Below are 18,980 nucleotides of genomic sequence, written 5' to 3'. Positions count from 1 at the left end.
TACCCAAGCAATGTTGGTTTTAATCTTGATCAGAAGTGCTGATTTGGTAGTACTTTTCCCCTGGTTTAATCAGGCCGAATTTTTGTCTCGCCATAGATTCTAGAATTTCTAGCTTTTGATCAGATTTGGCGTTAAGCTCCACTTGGAGTTTTAAATTTTCTTGTTGTAGTTGCTGGTTAGTGGCTAGATTATTTTCAAGTATTAGTTGTTTTTCATGTACATCAGCAGGAAATGTATTAACAATAAAATTTTGACGAATGAGCGCTACTAAAACGATTAGCAGGATAACACTAATCCAATGGCGATAAAAAAAGCCAAATAAATTATTTGGCTTTTTTAGAGAATTAATATTCAAATTGACTACTGAAGCTATTAGCCATCGGCAAGATTGTGACCATCTTTAGCGTCTTGTGAAAACATCCAAATTGAGCCGCCAATAATGTAAATAGTAGAAGCAATAACACCAATAGCGGCAATGTATTCTGCAGTGCCAGAAATCACTTCAATATACGAAAGAATGATTAAAGCTAAAGGTGCAACTAAAGTTACTGCTAAAGTGCTAATCATTAAAATATTACCTTTTACGCCACTGTTGTCTACTGTTGAGCCCATGTTCTCACCCTGATGAATAAAATAATTAAAAATATTATATCACAGATCCTTTTTATTTTATTGATGTAAGTCAATTTTTCACTAATAAAGTGTTGGATATTTTGTCGTGCCAAGCTAAGTTATTTTTGTTAAATAGCTGATAGATAAAACCTGCGCCTAGGGTTAAAAAAGAAGCAAGCCCGGCTATAAAACGAACAAATGCTTGTTGATGGGTTATGTTGGTTTGGTTGTGCTGAATTACTTGAAATTTCCAGGCTTTCATGCCAATAGTTTGACGTCCTTTAACCCACGAAACGCTAAAGTATAAATAAACACCTGGCAGGGTGATTAAATAGAAAAAGGCATTACCCATATCTCCTATTAAGACTCTACTAATCATACCAATAGAAAAAACTAAAGAGAAGGCTAAAAAAGCATCGTAGAGCATGGCGCCAGTGCGGCGTAGTAATGAGACGTTAGATTTCATGATTAATGAGTAGGTTAGGGTTGATAACGGTTTGGTTAAGGTAGATGCCAAAATGTAGATGTGGCCCTGTGGATCTCCCTGTTTGCCCAATCGTGCCGATTGCATCACCTTGTTTAATGACTTGTCCAGGCATTACTAGGCGCTTATTTAGGTGGATGTAGACACTAATCAATCCTTGTCCATGATCAACAAAAACAGCATTACCATTGAAGAAGAATTCATCACTAACAATAACTTTTCCGCCAGCAGAAGCTTTGACTTTAGTGCCAGTTTTTCCAGCATAATCTAAGCCTGTGTGTGGACGGCGTGCCTGGCCATTATAAAATCGTTTAAACCCGAAAGGACTGGTGGTAATTCCCGATGTCGGGCGCATAAAAGTAGTATCTTTAATAAAAGTTTCAGAGAAGGTTTTGCGTGCCTTGGAGAGAATTGGTCGCTCTCGCTTGATTCTATCCATGTGTGCCAAATTTGGATTGATGTATTTTTTGTTTTTACCACTCAGAGTGATGTGCTGCTCTTGATAAGAGTGATCTGTCACCTCAAAGGTAATTTTGCGTGTGGAAAAATCCTTGATGGTTAGCTGCTTTTCACCTATTTTGGCCAATAGAGGGATGCCAATTAACGCTTGCCAGTGTGTGTCATTAATATGCTGTGTATAGACTGGAACCTGACTATAAAAAGCTTTAGGATTGGCGTGGTTAGTGTAGAAATCAACCACAGCAATTCCACCTGGAATGGGGGTGTTTTTAATATTGAGGTTGGCTAAAACACTCAAAGGCAAAAACAATAGTAGAAAGAGTTCAATTTTTTTCAATTTTTTCCACCTTAGAAATAATCACGCCATCGCTTAGGCGTGTTTTGATAATTTGATCAGATTGAGTATTGGTGACTGATGTGAGTACTTGATTTTCAATCTCTGTTGTTGTAATACTATAACCTCTAGACAGAGTGCTGAGTGGAGATAAATGCCCTAGTGCATGGGCATGGCTAGCCAGCTGGTGTTTTTGTTGTTCAATTAATTGTAAGCTTGCATTTCTAAGTCGAACATTTAATTGGACAAGTGTTTGCTTGTAATTGCTAATGGTTTGAAAAATTTGCCTATCTAATCGATTGGCTGATAGCTGGCTAATGGCAATAGAGTGTTTGATCTGTTCTTTTGGTGAGTGTTGTTTTAGATTGGAAAACAGGGTGCTCAATTTAAATGCTTGAGTTTCAATTAGGCTTGTTACGGTATTGTTAAGACGGTGAGATAAATAATCAAGTTGTTGTGATAGATGATTTAACTGCCTGTCAGGTGTATTTATTCTAAGTTTTAATTGATCAAGGGCAGTTTGTTTGCGCTGTTGATTTTGAACAGCTTGTTGATGCAATAGTAGCGATAGCTTTGTAAGACTAGAGCGTAGCTCTAGCCTATCTGGTGTTACTAGCATTGCAGCAGCACTTGGCGTTGGAGCACTTGCATCTGAGACAAAATCAGCAATTGTGGTATCGGTTTCATGGCCAATGGCGCTAACAATAGGTGTTTTGGTATAATAAATAATACGTGCTAATGATTCTTCGTTAAAAGCCCATAAGTCTTCTAAAGAGCCACCACCACGAGCAACAATTAATACATCGCAGCGTTGAGAATTATCTGCTGCAATAATGGCTTGGCCAATTTTTTCAAATGCACCTTGACCCTGGACAACGCTATCAAATAATAAAATATGAGCAAAAGGGTAGCGCTTGTTCAGCACCCTAATAATATCTTGAATAACTGCCCCGGTGGACGATGAAATAACGCCAATAGTCTTAACAATAGCGGGCAGAGGCTTCTTGTGGGTTGAATCAAATAAACCTTCTTCTGAAAGTTTATTTTTTAACTGCTCAAAGGCTAGATTAAGATTGCCAACACCCACGGGTTCAACATGTTGAATAATAAGCTGAAAGTCACCACGAGCTTCATACAAAGTCGGTGCAGCGCGCACCAACACCTCTAGGCCATTTTCAGGGTTGAATTTAATATTGCGCTGATTAAGGCGAAACAAAGCGCAGCGAACCTGTCCTCGACTATCTTTTAAAGAAAAGTACCAATGACCAGACGCCGGACGCGCTAAGTTAGAAATCTCCCCTTGCAGCCAGCTAGTAGGAATGTTGTTTTCAACCGTTTTGTTACACAATGACAAAAAGTCAGAGACTGTGTAGATTTCATCTAAATTAAACATGGCCTATTGTTTAAGCAGGGCGAATACCGCACCACTACCGCCATCTTTAGCAGGGCAAGAATTAAAAGCTATTACTTGAGGGTGTTGGTGTAGAAAGCTAACTACTTGAGTCTTTAAAATACTCATACCATTTTCAGAGTGGTAGCCCTTGCCATGAATAATGTGAATAAAGGGTTCATGCTGATGATGATACATAAATTGACTCATGGATTCACATGCCTCGATAACAGTCTGTCCATGAAGGTCCAAAGAGGGTGCAAAGTCGATATCACCCCGTTTCATTTTTTTGATTAGTTTTGGTGATAAGCCATTTTTTGCATAAGCTACTGATTCTGAACCGCTAAGACGTGCTTCAGTAATGTAGCTATAAGCAGTAAAAGCGGCATGATTGGTTTGCTGGTTTGCTGAGCTTACACCATCTTTGTCAATGGGTGCGTTAGCATCAACACTAGCCCTAAAAAGCTGCTTATCGTCGTCGTTAATCATGTTTGTTTGTGCATTAAAAAAGCCCTCAAATGAGGGCTTAATTATAGCAATGTTAACTCAGTTTTTACAATGCTTTAATTTGTGCGTTGAATCGAGCTTTCTTTCTTGCTGCTTGATTTTTATGCATAAGACCTTTACTAACTGATTGGTCAATCATTTTCTGCATGGCAACAAAACCACCTTGTGCCTCTTCTTTGTTTCCAGCTTCTAATGCGTAAGATACTTTTTTGATAAAAGTACGAACTTTAGCGCGAATTTGAGAATTGTGCTTGTTGCGTTTTGTTGCTTGTCTTGCGCGTTTTTTTGAACCTGCTGAATTAGCCATCTTGATATATAAGGGTTAAATATTTAAAGGCGTAATTATAAAGTCTTAGCGAGCAAAAGTCTAGTAAAAATTGAAAATTTAAATTACTAAGATTGAGTAATATTTTTTGACGAGTCTTCGAGCGTTTCCAGGCTGTCTATTGTTTTAAGGATTTTGTGTTTGTTGATAAGCAAGTGCCAGGTTTTTCCACCTTGGGATTTCCATAAAGAAGCGGCCCTTATGCCAGATAATAGCAGAGCTCTAATATGGTCTGCAGTTCGTTGATTGGATAAATATGCCTGTTCACCCTTGACCATAATTCTTGGATTTAGTCCGCCCAAGGTTGATTTGTACAATTCCCCAAGGCGTGCAATAGAGTTGACATGAGTGATTTCAAAGAATGCTTGCTGATTAAACGCACTAATTTCAGTTGTAATTGTGTCTAATAAGGCAGGATTTTTCATCAATTTTTTTTCAAGATTGATCAAGGAAAGAGCATAGAAAGTGATGGTTTGCATGGATTTCGTTTTCTTACCCAGAACTGCTTTTAAAGTAGAAATACCAACAGCTAACTGCTCTTTAGAGCTAAAAATATCTGTTACATCTGAGCTGGTATTAACAATACTGCTAAGGCTGGCGCCAGAGCATTCATTGTGGCAGATGCCGCTTGAAGCAAGCTGATCTACCAGCACGGCACTTTGTAAAATTCCGGCTAAGGCTAGGGTTTGATGTTGTATTTTATTCATTAGTCCTTTGTTCAATGATTGCACCACCGAGACAGATATCTTCATGATAAAAAACAACTGACTGCCCAGGTGTGATGGCTCTTTGTGGTTGAGTAAAAATGACTTTAACTTGGTCGTTATCTTGAATTATTTTACAATCTTGAGAGGCTTGACGATAGCGAATTTTAGCCTGACACGCTAATGGAAAATTGGGTTGAGTGTCAATCCAGTGGAGGTTAGATGTGCTCAGTGTGTTGTGATACAGCAAGGGATGATCACCTTGAACAACCAATAGTTCGTTGCTATCAATGCGTTTGTCAGCCACAAACCAAGGCTCTGGTGAATCGCTAAAGCCACCACCAATTTCTAAACCCTTTCTCTGCCCAATGGTATAAAAAGCCAAACCCTGATGGTACTTGATAAATTTTCCGTGTTCATTAACAATGTCGCCTTGCTGTTTTGGGAGGTAGGTCTGTAAAAACTGTGAGAAATTACGCTCTCCAATAAAGCAAATACCCGTTGAATCTTTTTTATCAGCGGTGATTAAATCGTGTTTTTTGGCTAGTGCACGAACTTCTGTTTTACTAATCTCTCCTAGTGGAAATAAGCTTTTACTGAGCTGTTGTTGATTTAACAAATGCAGGAAATAGCTTTGATCTTTGTTATTATCCAATCCTGTTCTAAGTTGGTAGCTGTTATTGTCATGGGTAATTCTGGCGTAGTGGCCGGTGGCAATTTTGTCAGCACCAAGAGATAGGGCATGTTCAAGAAAAACCTTAAATTTTATTTTTTGATTGCATAAGACATCAGGATTGGGTGTTCGACCCTTTTTATGTTCTTGTAGAAAATGCTCAAATACATCCTCCCAATAATCTGCTGAAAAGTTAATACTGTGAAGTTTAACACCAAGCTTGTCTGCCACTTTTTGTGCGTCAGATAAGTCTTGTTCAGCCGTGCAGTGGCCATCTTTATCATCCTCATCCCAATTTTTCATGAATAGAGCTTCAACATCGTAGCCTTGCTCTAACAGCATAAGTGTAGCAACTGACGAATCAACACCACCAGACAAGCCAACTATAATTTTTCCGAGCTTATTCAAAGATTTCGTAAGCCTGTACAATGCGTTGAACTAATTTGTGCCTAACCACATCTCTGGAATGGAAATGACAAAAAGAAATTTTGGGTTCACTTTCTAGGACTTTCATAGCATGAAGTAAGCCTGACTTGTCAGGTCGAGCTAAGTCAATCTGGGTGACATCCCCGGTAATTACCATTTTTGAGCCAAAACCCATGCGCGTTAAAAACATTTTCATTTGCTCTGTAGTGGTGTTTTGAGCTTCATCTAAAATGATAAAAGCTTCATTTAGTGTGCGTCCACGCATAAAAGCGAGTGGTGCCACTTCAATGATGTTTTTATCTAATAATTTGGTCACCTTGTCAAAACCCATCATTTCATACAAGGCATCATAAATAGGACGCAGGTAAGGATCAACTTTTTCAGTAAGATCACCTGGCAAAAATCCTAGCTTCTCGCCAGCTTCAACCGCAGGGCGAACGAGAACAATACGCCTAACATCTGAACGCTCAAGCGCTTCAACAGCGCGTGCTACAGCAAGATAAGTTTTTCCAGTGCCAGCAGGGCCAATACCAAATGTGCAATCTTGGTCTTTGATGGCCTTGACATAATGCTGTTGATTTTTTGAACGCACATGAATAAACTTGCGCTTGGTTTTAATATTGACCGATTCTCCAGGTAAGTCATCTTGTGTATAAGCTCTCAAGCTCATTTCCACATCATGTACCTCGATTGCCTGAGTTTTTGATAGAGTGCTTAAATCTTGTAAGATTCGCGCAGCAATATGCTTGTTATCGCCATGTATAACGAACTCTTCGCCTTTGTTATTAATCTCAACATCAAGGCTTTTGGCAATGGATTCAAGGTTGCGGTCAAATGATCCGCAAACGCTTGCGAGTTGCTCAGTGTTATTAACTTCTAGGGTAATATGCATAAGGTATATTTTAGCATTTTTGATGGCACCAATAAAACAGTTGACTATTTGAATTGGGCGTAGGTTAGTGATACAATGATAAAAAAATAATCAATAACAACGATAGATAAACATGCGCCTAATGACGGGAAAAATTTCCTTAAATGCTATTCGTATGACTATATTAGTCATGCTGTTTCAGCTATTGTCTCCAGCGGCTTCTGCTTTTATTTCAGATTCAAAGCAAAACGGACATTATTCTATTATTTGCACCACACAAGGTTACCAACAAGTTTGGATTGCACAAGATAACAAGCAAGAGCGTTCAGACACATCTAGTTGCCCAGTTTGCCTGCTAACGCTTGGTGCGTTAGACGTGATAAGCTCCAATACCGAGCAACTCGTTAGCCTGACAAGTGGCGGTGTAACTCACATTTTAACGATTCAAGACAATACCCAATTAAATAATTTATCTAAATCTTTTGCCATTCGCGCACCCCCTCTTTTTAGCTGATACATTTTTTTATATAACCCCATATGTAAATTAAGAGTGGGGCTCACATTAGACAGTTAAAAGGAAAAAACAATCATGTTAAACAACATTAAAATAGCACTATTTACATTAACAGCATTAGCCAGCACAACCGCTGCCATTGCACAAAACCATGTTCATCAACAGAATGACGATCAACATCAAATCACAATCATAGACCCTTGGATTCGTTCAGCGCCAGCCAATGCACCTGCATTAGGCCTATTTTTAAAAATTAGTAATAATACCAACCAAGAGGTAAGGCTTGTTTCTGTTCATACTCCAGGCTATAAGCGTATTGAGTTACACAGAACAATTAATAATAACGGCATGATGAAAATGGTCAAGCAGGACTTTATGCCAATTCCAGCTCAAGGAAAACTACACTTAAAGCCAGGTAGTTGGCATGTTATGTTAATTGGCCCGAACAGAGTGCCAGGCAAGGGTGAAAAAATTGAGTTAAGTCTTGAATTTAATAATGGCAATACACAAACAATTCAGGCGCTGGTTAGGAAGGGAAAAAGAATGATGAAGCATCATTCAGCGCATTAAATGAATATCAAGATTCTCACAGCAATTGGCGCACTTCTTTTATTAATAACTGTAGCGTTCTATCCTTTGGATGGTGCTAAAAATTATAAAAGTTTAAGTGCTCAATTGGCAACTGCGCAAATAATGCATAACCCTGATAAGCCGCTATCAGATTTTTCACTAAGTGACCATAATGGTCATGTGTTTAGCAATAATAACCTTAAGGACAATTGGACTTTATTGTTGTTTATCTATACGCATTGCCCTGATATCTGCCCAACAGAGCTGGCTAACATGTCTATGTTAAAAGCGCAACTGGAAAACACGCAGGCAGAGGTTGTCCCTAATGTGGTTGCGGTGACATTTGACCCCTTAAGAGATACACCTAAGGTGTTAAAAACTTACGTTACTCATTTTGATAAAGGGTTTGTAGGGGTGTCGGGTGATCCGCAGCAAATTGATCAACTGGTTAAGGATTTTGGTGCGTATTATGAACGTGTCATTTATGATGAGAATGGCAAGCAAATTACACTTAATAAAAAAGAATCCTTACCTGAGGATGCAATCGAGAAGGGTTATGTGATCAACCATACAGCCAGAATTTATCTTGTTAGCCCTGATGGGGAAGTGTTAGCTGGCTTTCCAACTTCGCATAATCTGAGCAATATGGCAAATGATATTGAGAAATTAGTCAAGGCTTTTGAAGAGTAAATCCGCCTTAGTTATTGTTTTGACGGCGCTATTCATTGCTAGTGGGTATGCCTACCAATGGATGGTTGAAAGGTCTATCACTCATGATATTAAGGTGACTGAGTGTCAAATATCAACATCAATCTGCATGGTGAGCTTAGGGGGTGGTAAAAGCATTGAATTTGATATTACACCGCGCGGTATTCCTACTACTCAAGCCTTGTCGCTGCGTGTATTGACACATGGTTTGGATGCGGATGAGGTATTAGTTAGTTTCGAAGGGATTGAAATTAATCATCATTTACCACCGTATATACTTAATAAGGTAGGTGTTGGTCAATATGTGGGTAAGGGGTTTTTGTCGCTATGTGTGCTTGATACTATGCATTGGTTAGCGCATGTAAGTATTCAGGAAGACGGCGTAATTTGGCGCATTTCACTGCCTTTTAAAACGCATAAAAGTTAATCGGCTAGCTCACCCACTAAAGAATTACCGCGAGCATCGATGATTTTTACATTGACAATTTGTCCAATGAGAGATTGATCCCCTGGAAAATGCGTATTGCGCATATTTTCTGTGCGGCCAAATAAGCCGTCACTTTTTTTAGCCAAATTCTCCACCAATACTTTTTGTATACTGCCAACCATGGACTTCGAAATAACTTCGGTAGATGCGTCGATAGTTTTTTGGACTAAAGCCAGTCTTTCTTTTTTAATCTGCATATCGACATCATCAACAAAATTACCCGCAGGCGTACCAGGGCGCGCAGAGTAAATAAAACTAAAGGACTTATCAAATCCAATATCGTTAATAAGCTTCATGGTATCGTTAAAATCTTGAGTATTCTCCCCTGGGAAGCCAATAATAAAGTCGCTAGAGATGGAAATATCAGGTCGAATCTCACGCAGTTTTCTGATTTTAGATTTGTATTCAATGGCCATGTGGCCGCGTTTCATTAGGCCTAGGATTTTGTCAGAGCCACTTTGAATTGGCAGGTGCAGATGCGAAACCAGCTCAGGCACTTCGGCGTAAGCTTGGATTAGGCTGTCTGAAAATTCAACAGGGTGAGAAGTGGTGTAGCGAATACGATCAACACCTTCAATCTGCGCAACAATATTAATCAAAAATGCCAAATCGGCCAGGGTGCCATCATCCATTTCACCTTGGTAAGCATTGACATTTTGACCGAGTAAATTAACCTCACGAACCCCTTGCTTGGCGAGTATTTCCACTTCTTTAATTACATCATTAAAAGGGCGAGAAACCTCCTCTCCACGCGTATAAGGTACTACGCAAAAAGTACAATACTTGCTACAACCTTCCATGATAGAAACAAAGGCACTTACCCCGTTTGATTCAGGCTCGGGTAGGTGATCAAATTTTTCAATTTCAGGAAAGGAGATGTCAATACTGGTTTTTTTGTCACCCAGCACCTCATTCAGCATTGCCGGAAGTCGGTGCAAGGTTTGCGGGCCAAAGATAATGTCCACGTAAGGAGCACGTTTGAGAATCAACTCACCTTCTTGTGAGGCGACACAACCACCAACACCAATCACTAAATTAGGATTTTTTTCTTTAAGCTTGCGCCAACGACCCAATTGGTGAAATAGCTTTTCTTGGGCTTTCTCACGAATGGAGCAAGTATTTAAAAGTAACACATCTGCCTCATCTGCTTGATCGGTTAGTGTTAAATTGTGTGAGTGTTTGAGTACGTTAATCATTTGATCAGAGTCGTACTCGTTCATTTGGCATCCGAACGTGCGGATATGTAATTTATTCATCATTTAATCTTGCTACTACGATTCAGTATTGTTTTGAATATGCAGTGTTTGGGTTGGGAAGGCGATTTCGGCCTGATTAGACTCGATAATTTCAGCAACCTTAAGTAGAATTTCTTGCTTTATTAGTTGGTACTCACTCTTGCCAGTTGTATTGGTAAAAGCGTAGATATTAAAATCAATCGATGAAGCATTAAAATAATTAAAATACACACGTAAAGCTTCAGTTTGATCAATATCTTTGTGTGCTTTAAGCATTTTTTCAATCTCATTTACAATGATTGGCATTTGCTTGATATCATCATAACGAATACCCACCACTTCTTTAATACGACGGTTTGTCATGCGTGATGGGGTTTCGATTGGAATTGAGGCAAAAATTGAATTCGGAATATAAACTGGATTTTTGCTAAAAGTGCGAATACGCGTCATGCGCCAGCCAATTTTTTCAACCGTGCCTTCAAATTCGGCCGAGCGAATCCAATCGCCAGTTGAGAAGGGTTTATCCATTTGAATCATAAGGCCGCCAAAAATATTGCTAAGCATGTCTTTGGCGGCAAAGCCCATGACAATACCACCAACACCACCAAAAGTAAGCAAGCTCGAGATTGAGAAGCCTAAGTGTTGCGCCACACCCAGTAAAATAGCAACAATGACTAATATTTTAATCAGTCGTGTAAATAAACGGACTGAGTCATTATCAACATGATTGTCCGCCTCAACTAAATAAGACTCGACCCCGGAAATAACACGAACCACACCCCAGGTAATAATGAAAATTGGCAGAATATCGATATATTCAATGAGCGTAGTAACAAGGTTAATTTCAGTCTTAAACGCGCTAATGGAGAAATAGATCCAGCCAAACCAAATGAGCACCTTTAGTGGTGCAGATACTGCTTTGATTAAATGATCATCCAACTGGTTTTTAGTTTTTCCAGTGTGTTTAACAACCTGGTTTAAGATAAAGCCAAGAATTACATGAGCAACCAGAGCAATGGCAAATAAAATGCCGGCTATTTGAAAAGGTGTTGTATTTTGTAAGAAATCATTCATAATTAATATTTTAGCGTTTATTTTAAGTATTTGAGCGGATTAATGGTTTGTTTGAATTTTTTCATTTCAAAATAAAACAACTGATTATTCGTACTAGCAATAATTTGATTTTTTACAACTTGATCGCCCTCAGAGACCAATAAAGACTGACTTTGAGTGTAGGTGCTATAAAACCCCAAAGGGTGACGAACAACAATCATAGTGCCGTGGCTTTTCATTTTGTCGCCAATATAAATAACCTTGCCATCACGGATGGCGCGAATTTTTTGCCCTTGTCGAGTGTTAAATGTTAGTCCTTGGTGCTTTTTAGAAAAGCTTTTAGCAATTTTGGCATTAACTGGAGTTTGCCATGTATTAGACTTCTTGTTGGATTTTTGACGTACAGATTTAGGCTTGTTTTGTTTGGCTGATTTTTCAGCACTTTGATCGGTTATTCGGCGGGCTTTTTGGGTTGGCTGTTCAACAGAGTGACGCTGTTGGTTAATATTCTCTAAATGACGAGACTTCTCAACAACAATAACCGCCCGTTTAGGTGTTGTAGAATAACATCCACTTAGAGAAATTAGCAAAATAACGCTTAATAATTTAGCCAGCATACCAAACTCCAAAAATAACAATAATAATTAATCCATATCCTAGGCGGTCAATATATTTTTGCAACCATTGATCGCAAGCATTACCGTATGCTCTAACTAGTCCAGCCACTAGATAGTAGCGTGCAGCTCGCGCTACTAGAGAGATGGCGATAAAAGGCAATAATGGCATTGCCATACTACCGGCGCTGATTGTGGCAAGCTTGTAGGGGATAGGGCTAAAGGCTGCAATGCCCACTACCCAAATACCATACTCATCAAAAAAACCTTTGATTAAAATCACCGATTCAGGCTTAACAAGCTCATAACTTAGTAAAAAATTTAATAAAATATCACCCAATAAATAGCCAGCCAATCCACCCAAAACAGAAAAAATTGTGGCAATAGAAGCAAATGAGTAGGCTTTATTAGGCTGTTTCAACGCCATTGGCGCTAAGAGTACATCAGGCGGAGGGTAGGGTAGTACGCTGGATTCTAAAAAACTAACAACAGACAACCAGTAAACAGCAAATCGGCTATGTGCCCAATTTAGTACGGTTTGATAAAATCTAGAGAAAATTTGCATTTAAGCTTAGTTGTCTTTCACCATTGGAAAGCCAAGAGCTTCACGCGAGTCAAAGTAAGTTTGTGCAACTTTTTGACTCATGGCGCGCACACGGCGAATAAAGCGTGCTCGATCAGTCACACTAATGGCGTGACGCGCATCTAGCAAGTTAAATAAATGCGAAGCTTTCATCACCTGTTCATAAGCAGGATAAGGTAGTGATTTTTCAATTAGCTGTTCGTTCATGGCTTCAGCTTCGTCAAATTGTTTAAACAATACGTCAGTATCAGCAATTTCAAAATTATAGGTAGATTGCTCTACTTCGTTTTGATGAAACACATCGCCATAGCTCACACCTTCGGTCCAAACTAAATCGAACACACTGTCAACCCCTTGAAGGTACATGGCTAAGCGCTCAAGACCATAAGTCAGCTCTCCAGAAACAGGTTTGCAGGCTAAGCCACCAACTTGTTGAAAATAGGTAAATTGGGAAACCTCCATGCCGTTTAGCCAAATCTCCCAGCCAAGTCCCCAGGCACCAAGCGTTGGGGATTCCCAGTTGTCTTCAACAAAGCGCACATCATGCTTGGTTAAATCAATACCAATTTCAGCCAAAGATTCTAAGTACAAATCTTGAATATCTTTAGGCGAGGGTTTTAGAATGACTTGAAATTGATAGTAATGTTGCAAGCGGTTTGGGTTTTCACCATAGCGCCCATCAGTGGGGCGGCGTGAAGGCTGCACGTAGGCCGCTTTCCAAGGCTCTGGCCCAATAGCTCTTAAAAAAGTGGCTGGATGAAAAGTGCCTGCACCCATTTCCATATCAAAGGGTTGTAATAATGTGCAGCCTTTTGACGCCCAAAAAGTTTGCAGTTTTAAAATTAAATTTTGAAAGGATGCACTTGCATCTAAGTCTGAAATTGACATAATGAGTCAGTTGAAATAAGTCTAAAAATTACAAAAATTTTACCGCATCAAACTTATGGTAAATGGGTATTTGTAAATAGATGAAGTGTTAAAGGATTGGGGGTTTATGTAAAGCCGAGAAGAATTATTCAAAACCCCCAAAAGTTAAAAAAGCAATATGGAGATAAAGTCTTTTTTAACAATTACTAAATGTTGAGGTTATTTAGTAATTGCACCAATTATAGCAAAAAAAAAAAAACGATTTTAGTATAATTGACTAAATTAATAAATTACTTTTTTACTAAGTTATTTTTAATTTAACAAGTTCAGCTTTAAGCATGCCTTCATCTAGGTGGTCATAGTCTTCTAAAGTGGCGGTATTAACACCGCCACAGGCTTCATACCAGGCGTAACCCTGTGTCCAGCTTTCATGTGTATAGTCGTCTTGACGCTGGCGAACCACGCATAAAATAGCCTGATCTCGATAGATTAAATGATAAGGCTGCTCGTCACGATGTAAGCTTTGGATAAATTCCCAGGCATCTCCTACGGCGTTAAACCAATAATTAACCAAGGGATGTTTGTCGTTGTTTTCAATCGGCAGTGGCGCTTCTCTTACAAAGCATTGTAGATGAAAATGATTAACCGATGCATAAGCACCATATGAATTGTAAGCTAAGCTAAAGCCTTTGATGTTTAGTCCAACCGCATTGGCCATCATCCAAGCAAACTGGTGAAGATCAGACGTGAGTAGTTGTGGATGTTGCTTATCGGCTTCAACAACAACCAAGCCGTGTAGTTTGGCAAAGGGGAATTTATTGTAAAAAAGTGAGATGTCTTTAGAAAAGAGGTTGCCTTGCCAAAACAACTCATTTTGTAAAAATGCCTTGTTAAAGTTAAACCCATTCTCATTAAAATCTTCACTCATACCTTGGGTTTTGGCACTCGACATTCGTTGTGGACGTAGCGCTCGAAGTGGGTTGTATTGCAATTCAAAATTACCAAGTGTTTTATACTTGGTCACCTCAAGGGTGTTTAAATCTAGATTGAGTAGTTGCTTAAAAACAGTCACATCATCTGCAGCGCCAATAATATCGCCATTTTTTAAAGATTCAAACTTTTGAATTAATACAGGTTTGAGTGTTCGCCAGAGTTTTTCATCAGATAGTGCATTTGCTAGAACCAAAATAAACACGCCTAATTCATTATTTTCTAGCATTTTTTCCAAATTATTGGAAAATGCTTGTTCAAATAGCTGTTTTTCAGTAAAAATAGGATTTAACATGGTAAAAAACCTTAAATATTGGCGATATTTTAATAATTTTGTTAAAAAATAGCTGAATATCGCTTAAAAATGGCTATTTTTAGTAATTTATGTCTAATTTTTAATTGATTAAAAAAAATTTAGCAAATTTTCAATATGACATAAAAAATGCGACTCAAGAGTCGCATTTGATATTTTACTAAAGTTGGAATCTAGTATTTATAAGATTCTGGCTTAAATGGTCCTTCTTTTGAGACGTTGATGTAGTCTGCTTGTGTGTCAGTTAGTGTGGTCAATACACCACCAAAGCCACCAACCATACCAGCTGCTACTTCTTCATCCAGTTTTTTCGGTAAAACTTCAACGTAAATATCACCACCTAAGTCTGCAAATTTTGCATCAAACAAGTGCATTTGAGCTAACACCTGGTTAGCAAATGAACCATCCATGATGCGAGAAGGGTGTCCAGTAGCATTGCCTAAGTTCACCAAGCGACCTTCAGATAATAAAATTAAGTAATCGCTCTTATCATCACTACGGTAAACGCGATGAACCTGAGGTTTAACTTCATCCCAGTGCCAGTTATCACGCATATATTGCGTGTCAATTTCGTTGTCAAAGTGGCCAATGTTACAAACCACTGAGCCTTTTTTCAACATTTGTAACATCGCAGAATCACATACGTTGTAATTACCCGTTGTGGTAACGATTAGATCTGTTGTGGCAAGTAAACGCTTATTAATGTCATCTGTATTTCCAGTGTTGTTACCTTGCTTATAAGGAGAAACAATCTCAAATCCATCCATACAAGCTTGCATAGCACAAATTGGATCGATTTCAGAAATCTTAACAATCATGCCTTCTTGGCGAAGCGATTGTGCTGAGCCTTTGCCTACGTCACCATAGCCAATAACCAATGCTTTTTTTCCTGACATTAGCATGTCGGTTCCACGTTTAATCGCATCGTTTAATGAATGACGACAACCGTATTTGTTGTCATTTTTAGATTTGGTAACCGAGTCATTTACGTTAATGGCAGGTACTTTTAATGTGCCTGCTTCCATCATTTCTAATAAACGATGAACACCAGTTGTAGTTTCTTCACTGATACCGTGAATATCATTGAGCATTTCAGGGTATTTTTCATGCAACATTTGCGTTAAATCGCCACCATCATCAAGCACCATATTAGCGTTCCATGGCTTGCCACCATCTAGAATAGTTTGCTCAATACACCATAAAAACTCTTCCTCAGTTTCACCTTTCCAGGCAAAAGTAGGAATGTCTGCGGCAACCATGGCTGCTGCAGCGTGATCTTGTGTTGAGAAAATATTGCAACTTGACCAGCGCACTTGAGCGCCCAAATCAACCAACGTTTCCATCAGTACTGCAGTTTGAATGGTCATGTGAATACAGCCTAAGATGCGCGCATCTTTAAGTGGTTGTTCATTGCGATATTTGTCACGCAGAGTCATTAGCGCTGGCATTTCCGCTTCAGCTAGCTCTACCTCTTTACGGCCGTAATCGGCTAGTGCCATATCAGCAACTTTATAGTCGTTGTTATCAATCGTTGGATTGCTCATTTTTTCTCCTTTGGAAAATTTAAAAAAATGAGCGTCGTTGTATTGTTCTGATTGCCAAGCCTGATTGAAATATAATTTCAACGCAACGCTCCTTGGCAGTTTGGCTATTATACCAAACTTGATTTATAAGTTTATTTCAACAAATGCACTCGGTCAGTTTTTTCCCAAGTGATGTCATCTTCAGTGCGACCAAAGTGGCCATAACTGGCAGTTTTTTGATAAATTGGACGCTTAAGGTCAAGCATTGCAATTAAGCCTTTAGGGCGTAGATCAAAATGCTCGCGAACCAAAACTTCAATAGCCTCATTGGAAATTTTTCCAGTGCCAAAAGTTTCTACACTGATGCTAGTTGGCTCAGCTACGCCAATTGCGTAAGACACTTGAATTTCACATCGGTCTGCCAATCCGGCAGCGACAATATTTTTGGCAACATAGCGTGTTGCATAAGCTGCAGAGCGATCAACTTTTGAAGGGTCTTTTCCAGAAAATGCACCGCCACCATGTCTAGCCATGCCGCCGTATGTATCAACAATAATCTTACGACCTGTAAGACCAGCATCACCAACAGGGCCACCAATAACAAACTTACCTGTTGGGTTGATGTGATATTGTGTATCAGCGCTCAACCATTCACTTGGTAAAACAGGCTTAATGATTTCTTCCATAATAGCTTCTTGTAAATCTTTAAGCTCAATACTTTCATCGTGCTGAGTAGATAGCACCACCGCATCAATGCCCACAATCTTGTGACCTTCATAAATACAAGAAACTTGTGATTTTGCATCGGGGCGTAACCAAGGTAGTTGGCCGTTTTTCATCAACTCTGCCTGCTTGGCAACCAAACGGTGTGCATATAATATTGGTGCTGGCATCAGTACATCAGTAGCATTACAGGCATAACCAAACATCAGACCTTGATCGCCTGCACCTTGTTCATGATTTTCAAATTCGTCAACACCTTGAGCGATGTCTTGAGATTGCTCACCTAGAAGATTTGCAATATTACAAGTTGTGCCGTTAAAGCCTAATTCATCGTCGTTATAGCCAATTTCATTAATGGTGTCACGAACGATTTTTTCATAGTTGATGCTAGCGCCGGTGGTGATTTCTCCAGCCAATACAACATTGTTGTCTTTAATTAAAGTTTCGCAAGCAACACGCGAGTTTTTATCTTGGGCTAGTGCCGCATCTAAGATAGCATCAGAAATTTGGTCGCAAACTTTATCGGGGTGTCCTGCCGAAACAGATTCAGAAGTGAATATCATTTTTGTTCTCCTTTAGACTGCTTTGTATTGCAGTCCTTATAAACATTAAAAAACCCTTGTCAAGAAGGGTTTTCAATGAAGAAGAACGCCTGCTTTAGCTTAATTTAACTACTCTAGGTAGTAACGCTAGCAATCGGGACAAATCAGCGCTTCTAGTTATTATAACAAACAATAAGGTTTATTCTAGACTTATTTTTAGGGCGATGGCGCTCACAAAAGGTGCACTCATTAAACTTAGTACTAAAAACATGGCTAGGAAATACAATTGACCGCTAATATCTAAGCCAAATTGCGCCTGTGAGACTGCACTTGAGGCGAAGATTAGAATGGGGATGTAGAGTGGCAAAATAAGTAAAGATAGAAGCATTCCGGAATTTTTAATACCGACAATTAAAGAGGCACCAATACTGCCAATCAAACTTAAGCTTGGTGTCGCTAATAATAAAGTCATCATTAGTACTTTAATACCCTCTTCATCTAAAAATAAAAACACACCGAGCAGAGGTGACAATAAAATAATTGGAACGCCAGTCAATAGCCAGTGTGCGGTAATTTTTGAGAGTATGAGTAGTGGTAAAGAATGATGCGAGGTAACCATTTGCTCTAATACACCATTATCAAAGTCATGATGGAAAAGAGCATTCAGAGATAAAAGCACAGCCAGCATGCTAGCCACCCAAATAATACCAGCTGCAATCTGAGAGAGTGTTGCAGCTTCCGGACTAATGGCTAGCGGAAATAATGAGACAGAAATAATAAAAAATAACAAAGGGTTGAGAATACTAGAAGGGTTTCTAAGAGCTACGCGCAGGTCACGACTTAAGGTTTGTAAGTAAATATTCATAAAGAAATCATGCGCTGATTGGGTAAAGCTGAATCTTGATGCGTGGTAAATAGGCATAGTCCGCCATTCGTGCAATGCTGGGTAATTCTATTTTCCACAATTTCAACGCCCTTGGGGTCGAGCGCAGTAAAAGGCTCGTCTAGTAGCCATACTTTGGCGTTAGAAACAAATAAGCTGGCTAAAATAACTCGACGTTTTTGGCCAGCTGAAAGGTTGGCGCAGTACTCATCTTCATAGCCTTTAAGGCCGATATCAACCAATGCTTGAATAAGTGAATCTCGCTTAACAGGCTGGTTTAAAGCGCTTAAAAATTCAAGATTTTCAAGACTGGTTAGCTCAGCACTGAGTGCTGCTTGATGGCCTAGATAAAAAACTTCCTGCTGGTATTCGTCACTTTTAACACGATGCTGGTCAAGTTCGATACTACCTTGTTCATGGATATTGACACCGGCTAGGATTTTTAAAAGTGAGGTTTTGCCACTACCATTAGCGCCGGTAATTCGTAATATTTCGCCCGTCTCTACTCGAAAGGATAAGTCGCTAAAGAGTTGGTTGTAACCTCTTTGGCAACTTAGATTGTTAATAACAAGTGACGACACGATTACTGA

24 protein-coding genes and 1 riboswitch are annotated in these 18,980 nt (G+C 39.2%); of the genes, 4 read left to right on the top strand and 20 right to left on the bottom strand.

Going from position 1 to position 18,980, the window contains the following annotated elements; genetic code table 11:
• Nucleotides 1-19 precede the first annotated feature (19 nt).
• The 10 genes from ABNR88_RS00990 to ABNR88_RS00945 all read right to left on the bottom strand — a co-directional run bounded on the left by ABNR88_RS00990 (nucleotide 20) and on the right by ABNR88_RS00945 (nucleotide 6,806).
• Nucleotides 20-355: a septum formation initiator family protein gene (locus tag ABNR88_RS00990; protein ID WP_291926012.1), complete on the bottom strand. Its 336-nt coding sequence runs from the start codon at nucleotides 353-355 to the stop codon at nucleotides 20-22.
• Nucleotides 356-372: 17 nt separating this feature from the next.
• Nucleotides 373-612: a hypothetical protein gene (locus ABNR88_RS00985; RefSeq protein ID WP_291926009.1), complete on the bottom strand. Its 240-nt coding sequence runs from the start codon at nucleotides 610-612 to the stop codon at nucleotides 373-375.
• Between the two features lie 70 nt (nucleotides 613-682).
• Nucleotides 683-1,078: an RDD family protein gene (locus ABNR88_RS00980; protein WP_291926006.1), complete on the bottom strand. Its 396-nt coding sequence runs from the start codon at nucleotides 1,076-1,078 to the stop codon at nucleotides 683-685.
• Nucleotides 1,068-1,892, bottom strand: a complete 825-nt coding sequence (locus tag ABNR88_RS00975) for a peptidoglycan DD-metalloendopeptidase family protein (protein WP_291926003.1) — start codon at nucleotides 1,890-1,892, stop codon at nucleotides 1,068-1,070. Before ABNR88_RS00975 ends, ABNR88_RS00980 begins: the two co-directional genes overlap by 11 nt.
• Complete coding sequence (xseA, locus tag ABNR88_RS00970) at nucleotides 1,879-3,282, bottom strand: exodeoxyribonuclease VII large subunit (protein WP_348669799.1); 1,404 nt, start codon at nucleotides 3,280-3,282, stop codon at nucleotides 1,879-1,881. Before xseA ends, ABNR88_RS00975 begins: the two co-directional genes overlap by 14 nt.
• A 3-nt stretch (nucleotides 3,283-3,285) precedes the next feature.
• On the bottom strand, nucleotides 3,286-3,768 hold the full coding sequence (locus tag ABNR88_RS00965) for a Smr/MutS family protein (protein ID WP_291925997.1): 483 nt from the start codon (nucleotides 3,766-3,768) through the stop codon (nucleotides 3,286-3,288).
• A gap of 64 nt (nucleotides 3,769-3,832) precedes the next feature.
• Nucleotides 3,833-4,093, bottom strand: a complete 261-nt coding sequence (gene rpsT, locus ABNR88_RS00960) for a 30S ribosomal protein S20 (protein ID WP_291925994.1) — start codon at nucleotides 4,091-4,093, stop codon at nucleotides 3,833-3,835.
• An 86-nt stretch (nucleotides 4,094-4,179) separates the two neighbouring features.
• Nucleotides 4,180-4,818: a high frequency lysogenization protein HflD gene (gene hflD, locus ABNR88_RS00955; protein ID WP_348669798.1), complete on the bottom strand. Its 639-nt coding sequence runs from the start codon at nucleotides 4,816-4,818 to the stop codon at nucleotides 4,180-4,182.
• A complete protein-coding gene (gene mnmA, locus ABNR88_RS00950; RefSeq protein WP_291925989.1) occupies nucleotides 4,811-5,896 on the bottom strand; it encodes a tRNA 2-thiouridine(34) synthase MnmA in 1,086 nt (361 codons plus the stop codon). The genes hflD and mnmA overlap by 8 nt, the downstream gene beginning before the upstream one ends.
• Entirely contained in the window at nucleotides 5,889-6,806 is a 918-nt protein-coding gene (locus tag ABNR88_RS00945) for a PhoH family protein (RefSeq protein ID WP_291925986.1), read from the bottom strand. The genes mnmA and ABNR88_RS00945 overlap by 8 nt, the downstream gene beginning before the upstream one ends.
• Nucleotides 6,807-6,918: 112 nt before the next feature.
• On the opposite strand from ABNR88_RS00945, the gene ABNR88_RS00940 reads away from it, so the two are divergent.
• From ABNR88_RS00940 to ABNR88_RS00925, 4 genes are all read left to right on the top strand, one after another.
• On the top strand, nucleotides 6,919-7,299 hold the full coding sequence (locus ABNR88_RS00940; RefSeq protein WP_348669796.1) for a hypothetical protein: 381 nt from the start codon (nucleotides 6,919-6,921) through the stop codon (nucleotides 7,297-7,299).
• Nucleotides 7,300-7,374: 75 nt separating this feature from the next.
• On the top strand, nucleotides 7,375-7,869 hold the full coding sequence (locus ABNR88_RS00935; protein ID WP_291925978.1) for a copper chaperone PCu(A)C: 495 nt from the start codon (nucleotides 7,375-7,377) through the stop codon (nucleotides 7,867-7,869).
• A complete protein-coding gene (locus ABNR88_RS00930; RefSeq protein WP_291925975.1) occupies nucleotides 7,870-8,559 on the top strand; it encodes an SCO family protein in 690 nt (229 codons plus the stop codon).
• Nucleotides 8,549-9,004 (top strand): hypothetical protein, encoded by a 456-nt coding sequence (locus tag ABNR88_RS00925; RefSeq protein WP_291925972.1) that lies wholly within the window; start codon nucleotides 8,549-8,551, stop codon nucleotides 9,002-9,004. The genes ABNR88_RS00930 and ABNR88_RS00925 overlap by 11 nt, the downstream gene beginning before the upstream one ends.
• Here the strand turns inward: ABNR88_RS00925 and miaB are convergent.
• From miaB to ccmA, 10 genes are all read right to left on the bottom strand, one after another.
• Entirely contained in the window at nucleotides 9,001-10,323 is a 1,323-nt protein-coding gene (miaB, locus tag ABNR88_RS00920; protein WP_291925969.1) for a tRNA (N6-isopentenyl adenosine(37)-C2)-methylthiotransferase MiaB, read from the bottom strand. The two genes, ABNR88_RS00925 and miaB, sit on opposite strands and share 4 nt — an antisense overlap.
• A gap of 12 nt (nucleotides 10,324-10,335) precedes the next feature.
• Nucleotides 10,336-11,373 carry a mechanosensitive ion channel family protein gene (locus tag ABNR88_RS00915; protein ID WP_291925967.1) on the bottom strand — a complete coding sequence of 346 codons (1,038 nt, stop codon included), beginning with the start codon at nucleotides 11,371-11,373 and terminating at the stop codon, nucleotides 10,336-10,338.
• 17 nt (nucleotides 11,374-11,390) lie between these two features.
• On the bottom strand, nucleotides 11,391-11,969 hold the full coding sequence (locus ABNR88_RS00910; protein WP_291925965.1) for a M23 family metallopeptidase: 579 nt from the start codon (nucleotides 11,967-11,969) through the stop codon (nucleotides 11,391-11,393).
• Nucleotides 11,959-12,531 (bottom strand): VTT domain-containing protein, encoded by a 573-nt coding sequence (locus tag ABNR88_RS00905; RefSeq protein WP_291925961.1) that lies wholly within the window; start codon nucleotides 12,529-12,531, stop codon nucleotides 11,959-11,961. Before ABNR88_RS00905 ends, ABNR88_RS00910 begins: the two co-directional genes overlap by 11 nt.
• 6 nt (nucleotides 12,532-12,537) lie before the next feature.
• Nucleotides 12,538-13,437 (bottom strand): glycine--tRNA ligase subunit alpha, encoded by a 900-nt coding sequence (gene glyQ, locus ABNR88_RS00900; RefSeq protein ID WP_291925958.1) that lies wholly within the window; start codon nucleotides 13,435-13,437, stop codon nucleotides 12,538-12,540.
• Between the two features lie 280 nt (nucleotides 13,438-13,717).
• Nucleotides 13,718-14,701 (bottom strand): hypothetical protein, encoded by a 984-nt coding sequence (locus tag ABNR88_RS00895; RefSeq protein WP_291925955.1) that lies wholly within the window; start codon nucleotides 14,699-14,701, stop codon nucleotides 13,718-13,720.
• Nucleotides 14,702-14,892: 191 nt separating this feature from the next.
• Complete coding sequence (ahcY, locus tag ABNR88_RS00890) at nucleotides 14,893-16,263, bottom strand: adenosylhomocysteinase (protein WP_291925952.1); 1,371 nt, start codon at nucleotides 16,261-16,263, stop codon at nucleotides 14,893-14,895.
• A 22-nt stretch (nucleotides 16,264-16,285) separates the two neighbouring features.
• Nucleotides 16,286-16,363, bottom strand: a riboswitch (S-adenosyl-L-homocysteine riboswitch).
• A gap of 31 nt (nucleotides 16,364-16,394) precedes the next feature.
• Nucleotides 16,395-17,528 (bottom strand): methionine adenosyltransferase, encoded by a 1,134-nt coding sequence (gene metK, locus ABNR88_RS00885; protein ID WP_291925949.1) that lies wholly within the window; start codon nucleotides 17,526-17,528, stop codon nucleotides 16,395-16,397.
• A 178-nt stretch (nucleotides 17,529-17,706) separates the two neighbouring features.
• A complete protein-coding gene (gene ccmB, locus ABNR88_RS00880) occupies nucleotides 17,707-18,372 on the bottom strand; it encodes a heme exporter protein CcmB (protein WP_291925947.1) in 666 nt (221 codons plus the stop codon).
• Nucleotides 18,369-18,971 (bottom strand): cytochrome c biogenesis heme-transporting ATPase CcmA, encoded by a 603-nt coding sequence (gene ccmA, locus ABNR88_RS00875; protein ID WP_291925942.1) that lies wholly within the window; start codon nucleotides 18,969-18,971, stop codon nucleotides 18,369-18,371. Before ccmA ends, ccmB begins: the two co-directional genes overlap by 4 nt.
• Between the last annotated feature and the right edge of the window lie 9 nt (nucleotides 18,972-18,980).

This window comes from uncultured Candidatus Thioglobus sp. (assembly GCF_963981275.1).
Lineage (GTDB): Bacteria > Pseudomonadota > Gammaproteobacteria > PS1 > Pseudothioglobaceae > Thioglobus_A.
Note: the sequence above shows the minus strand (reverse complement) of the source record. Positions and strands in the feature narration are given on the sequence as shown.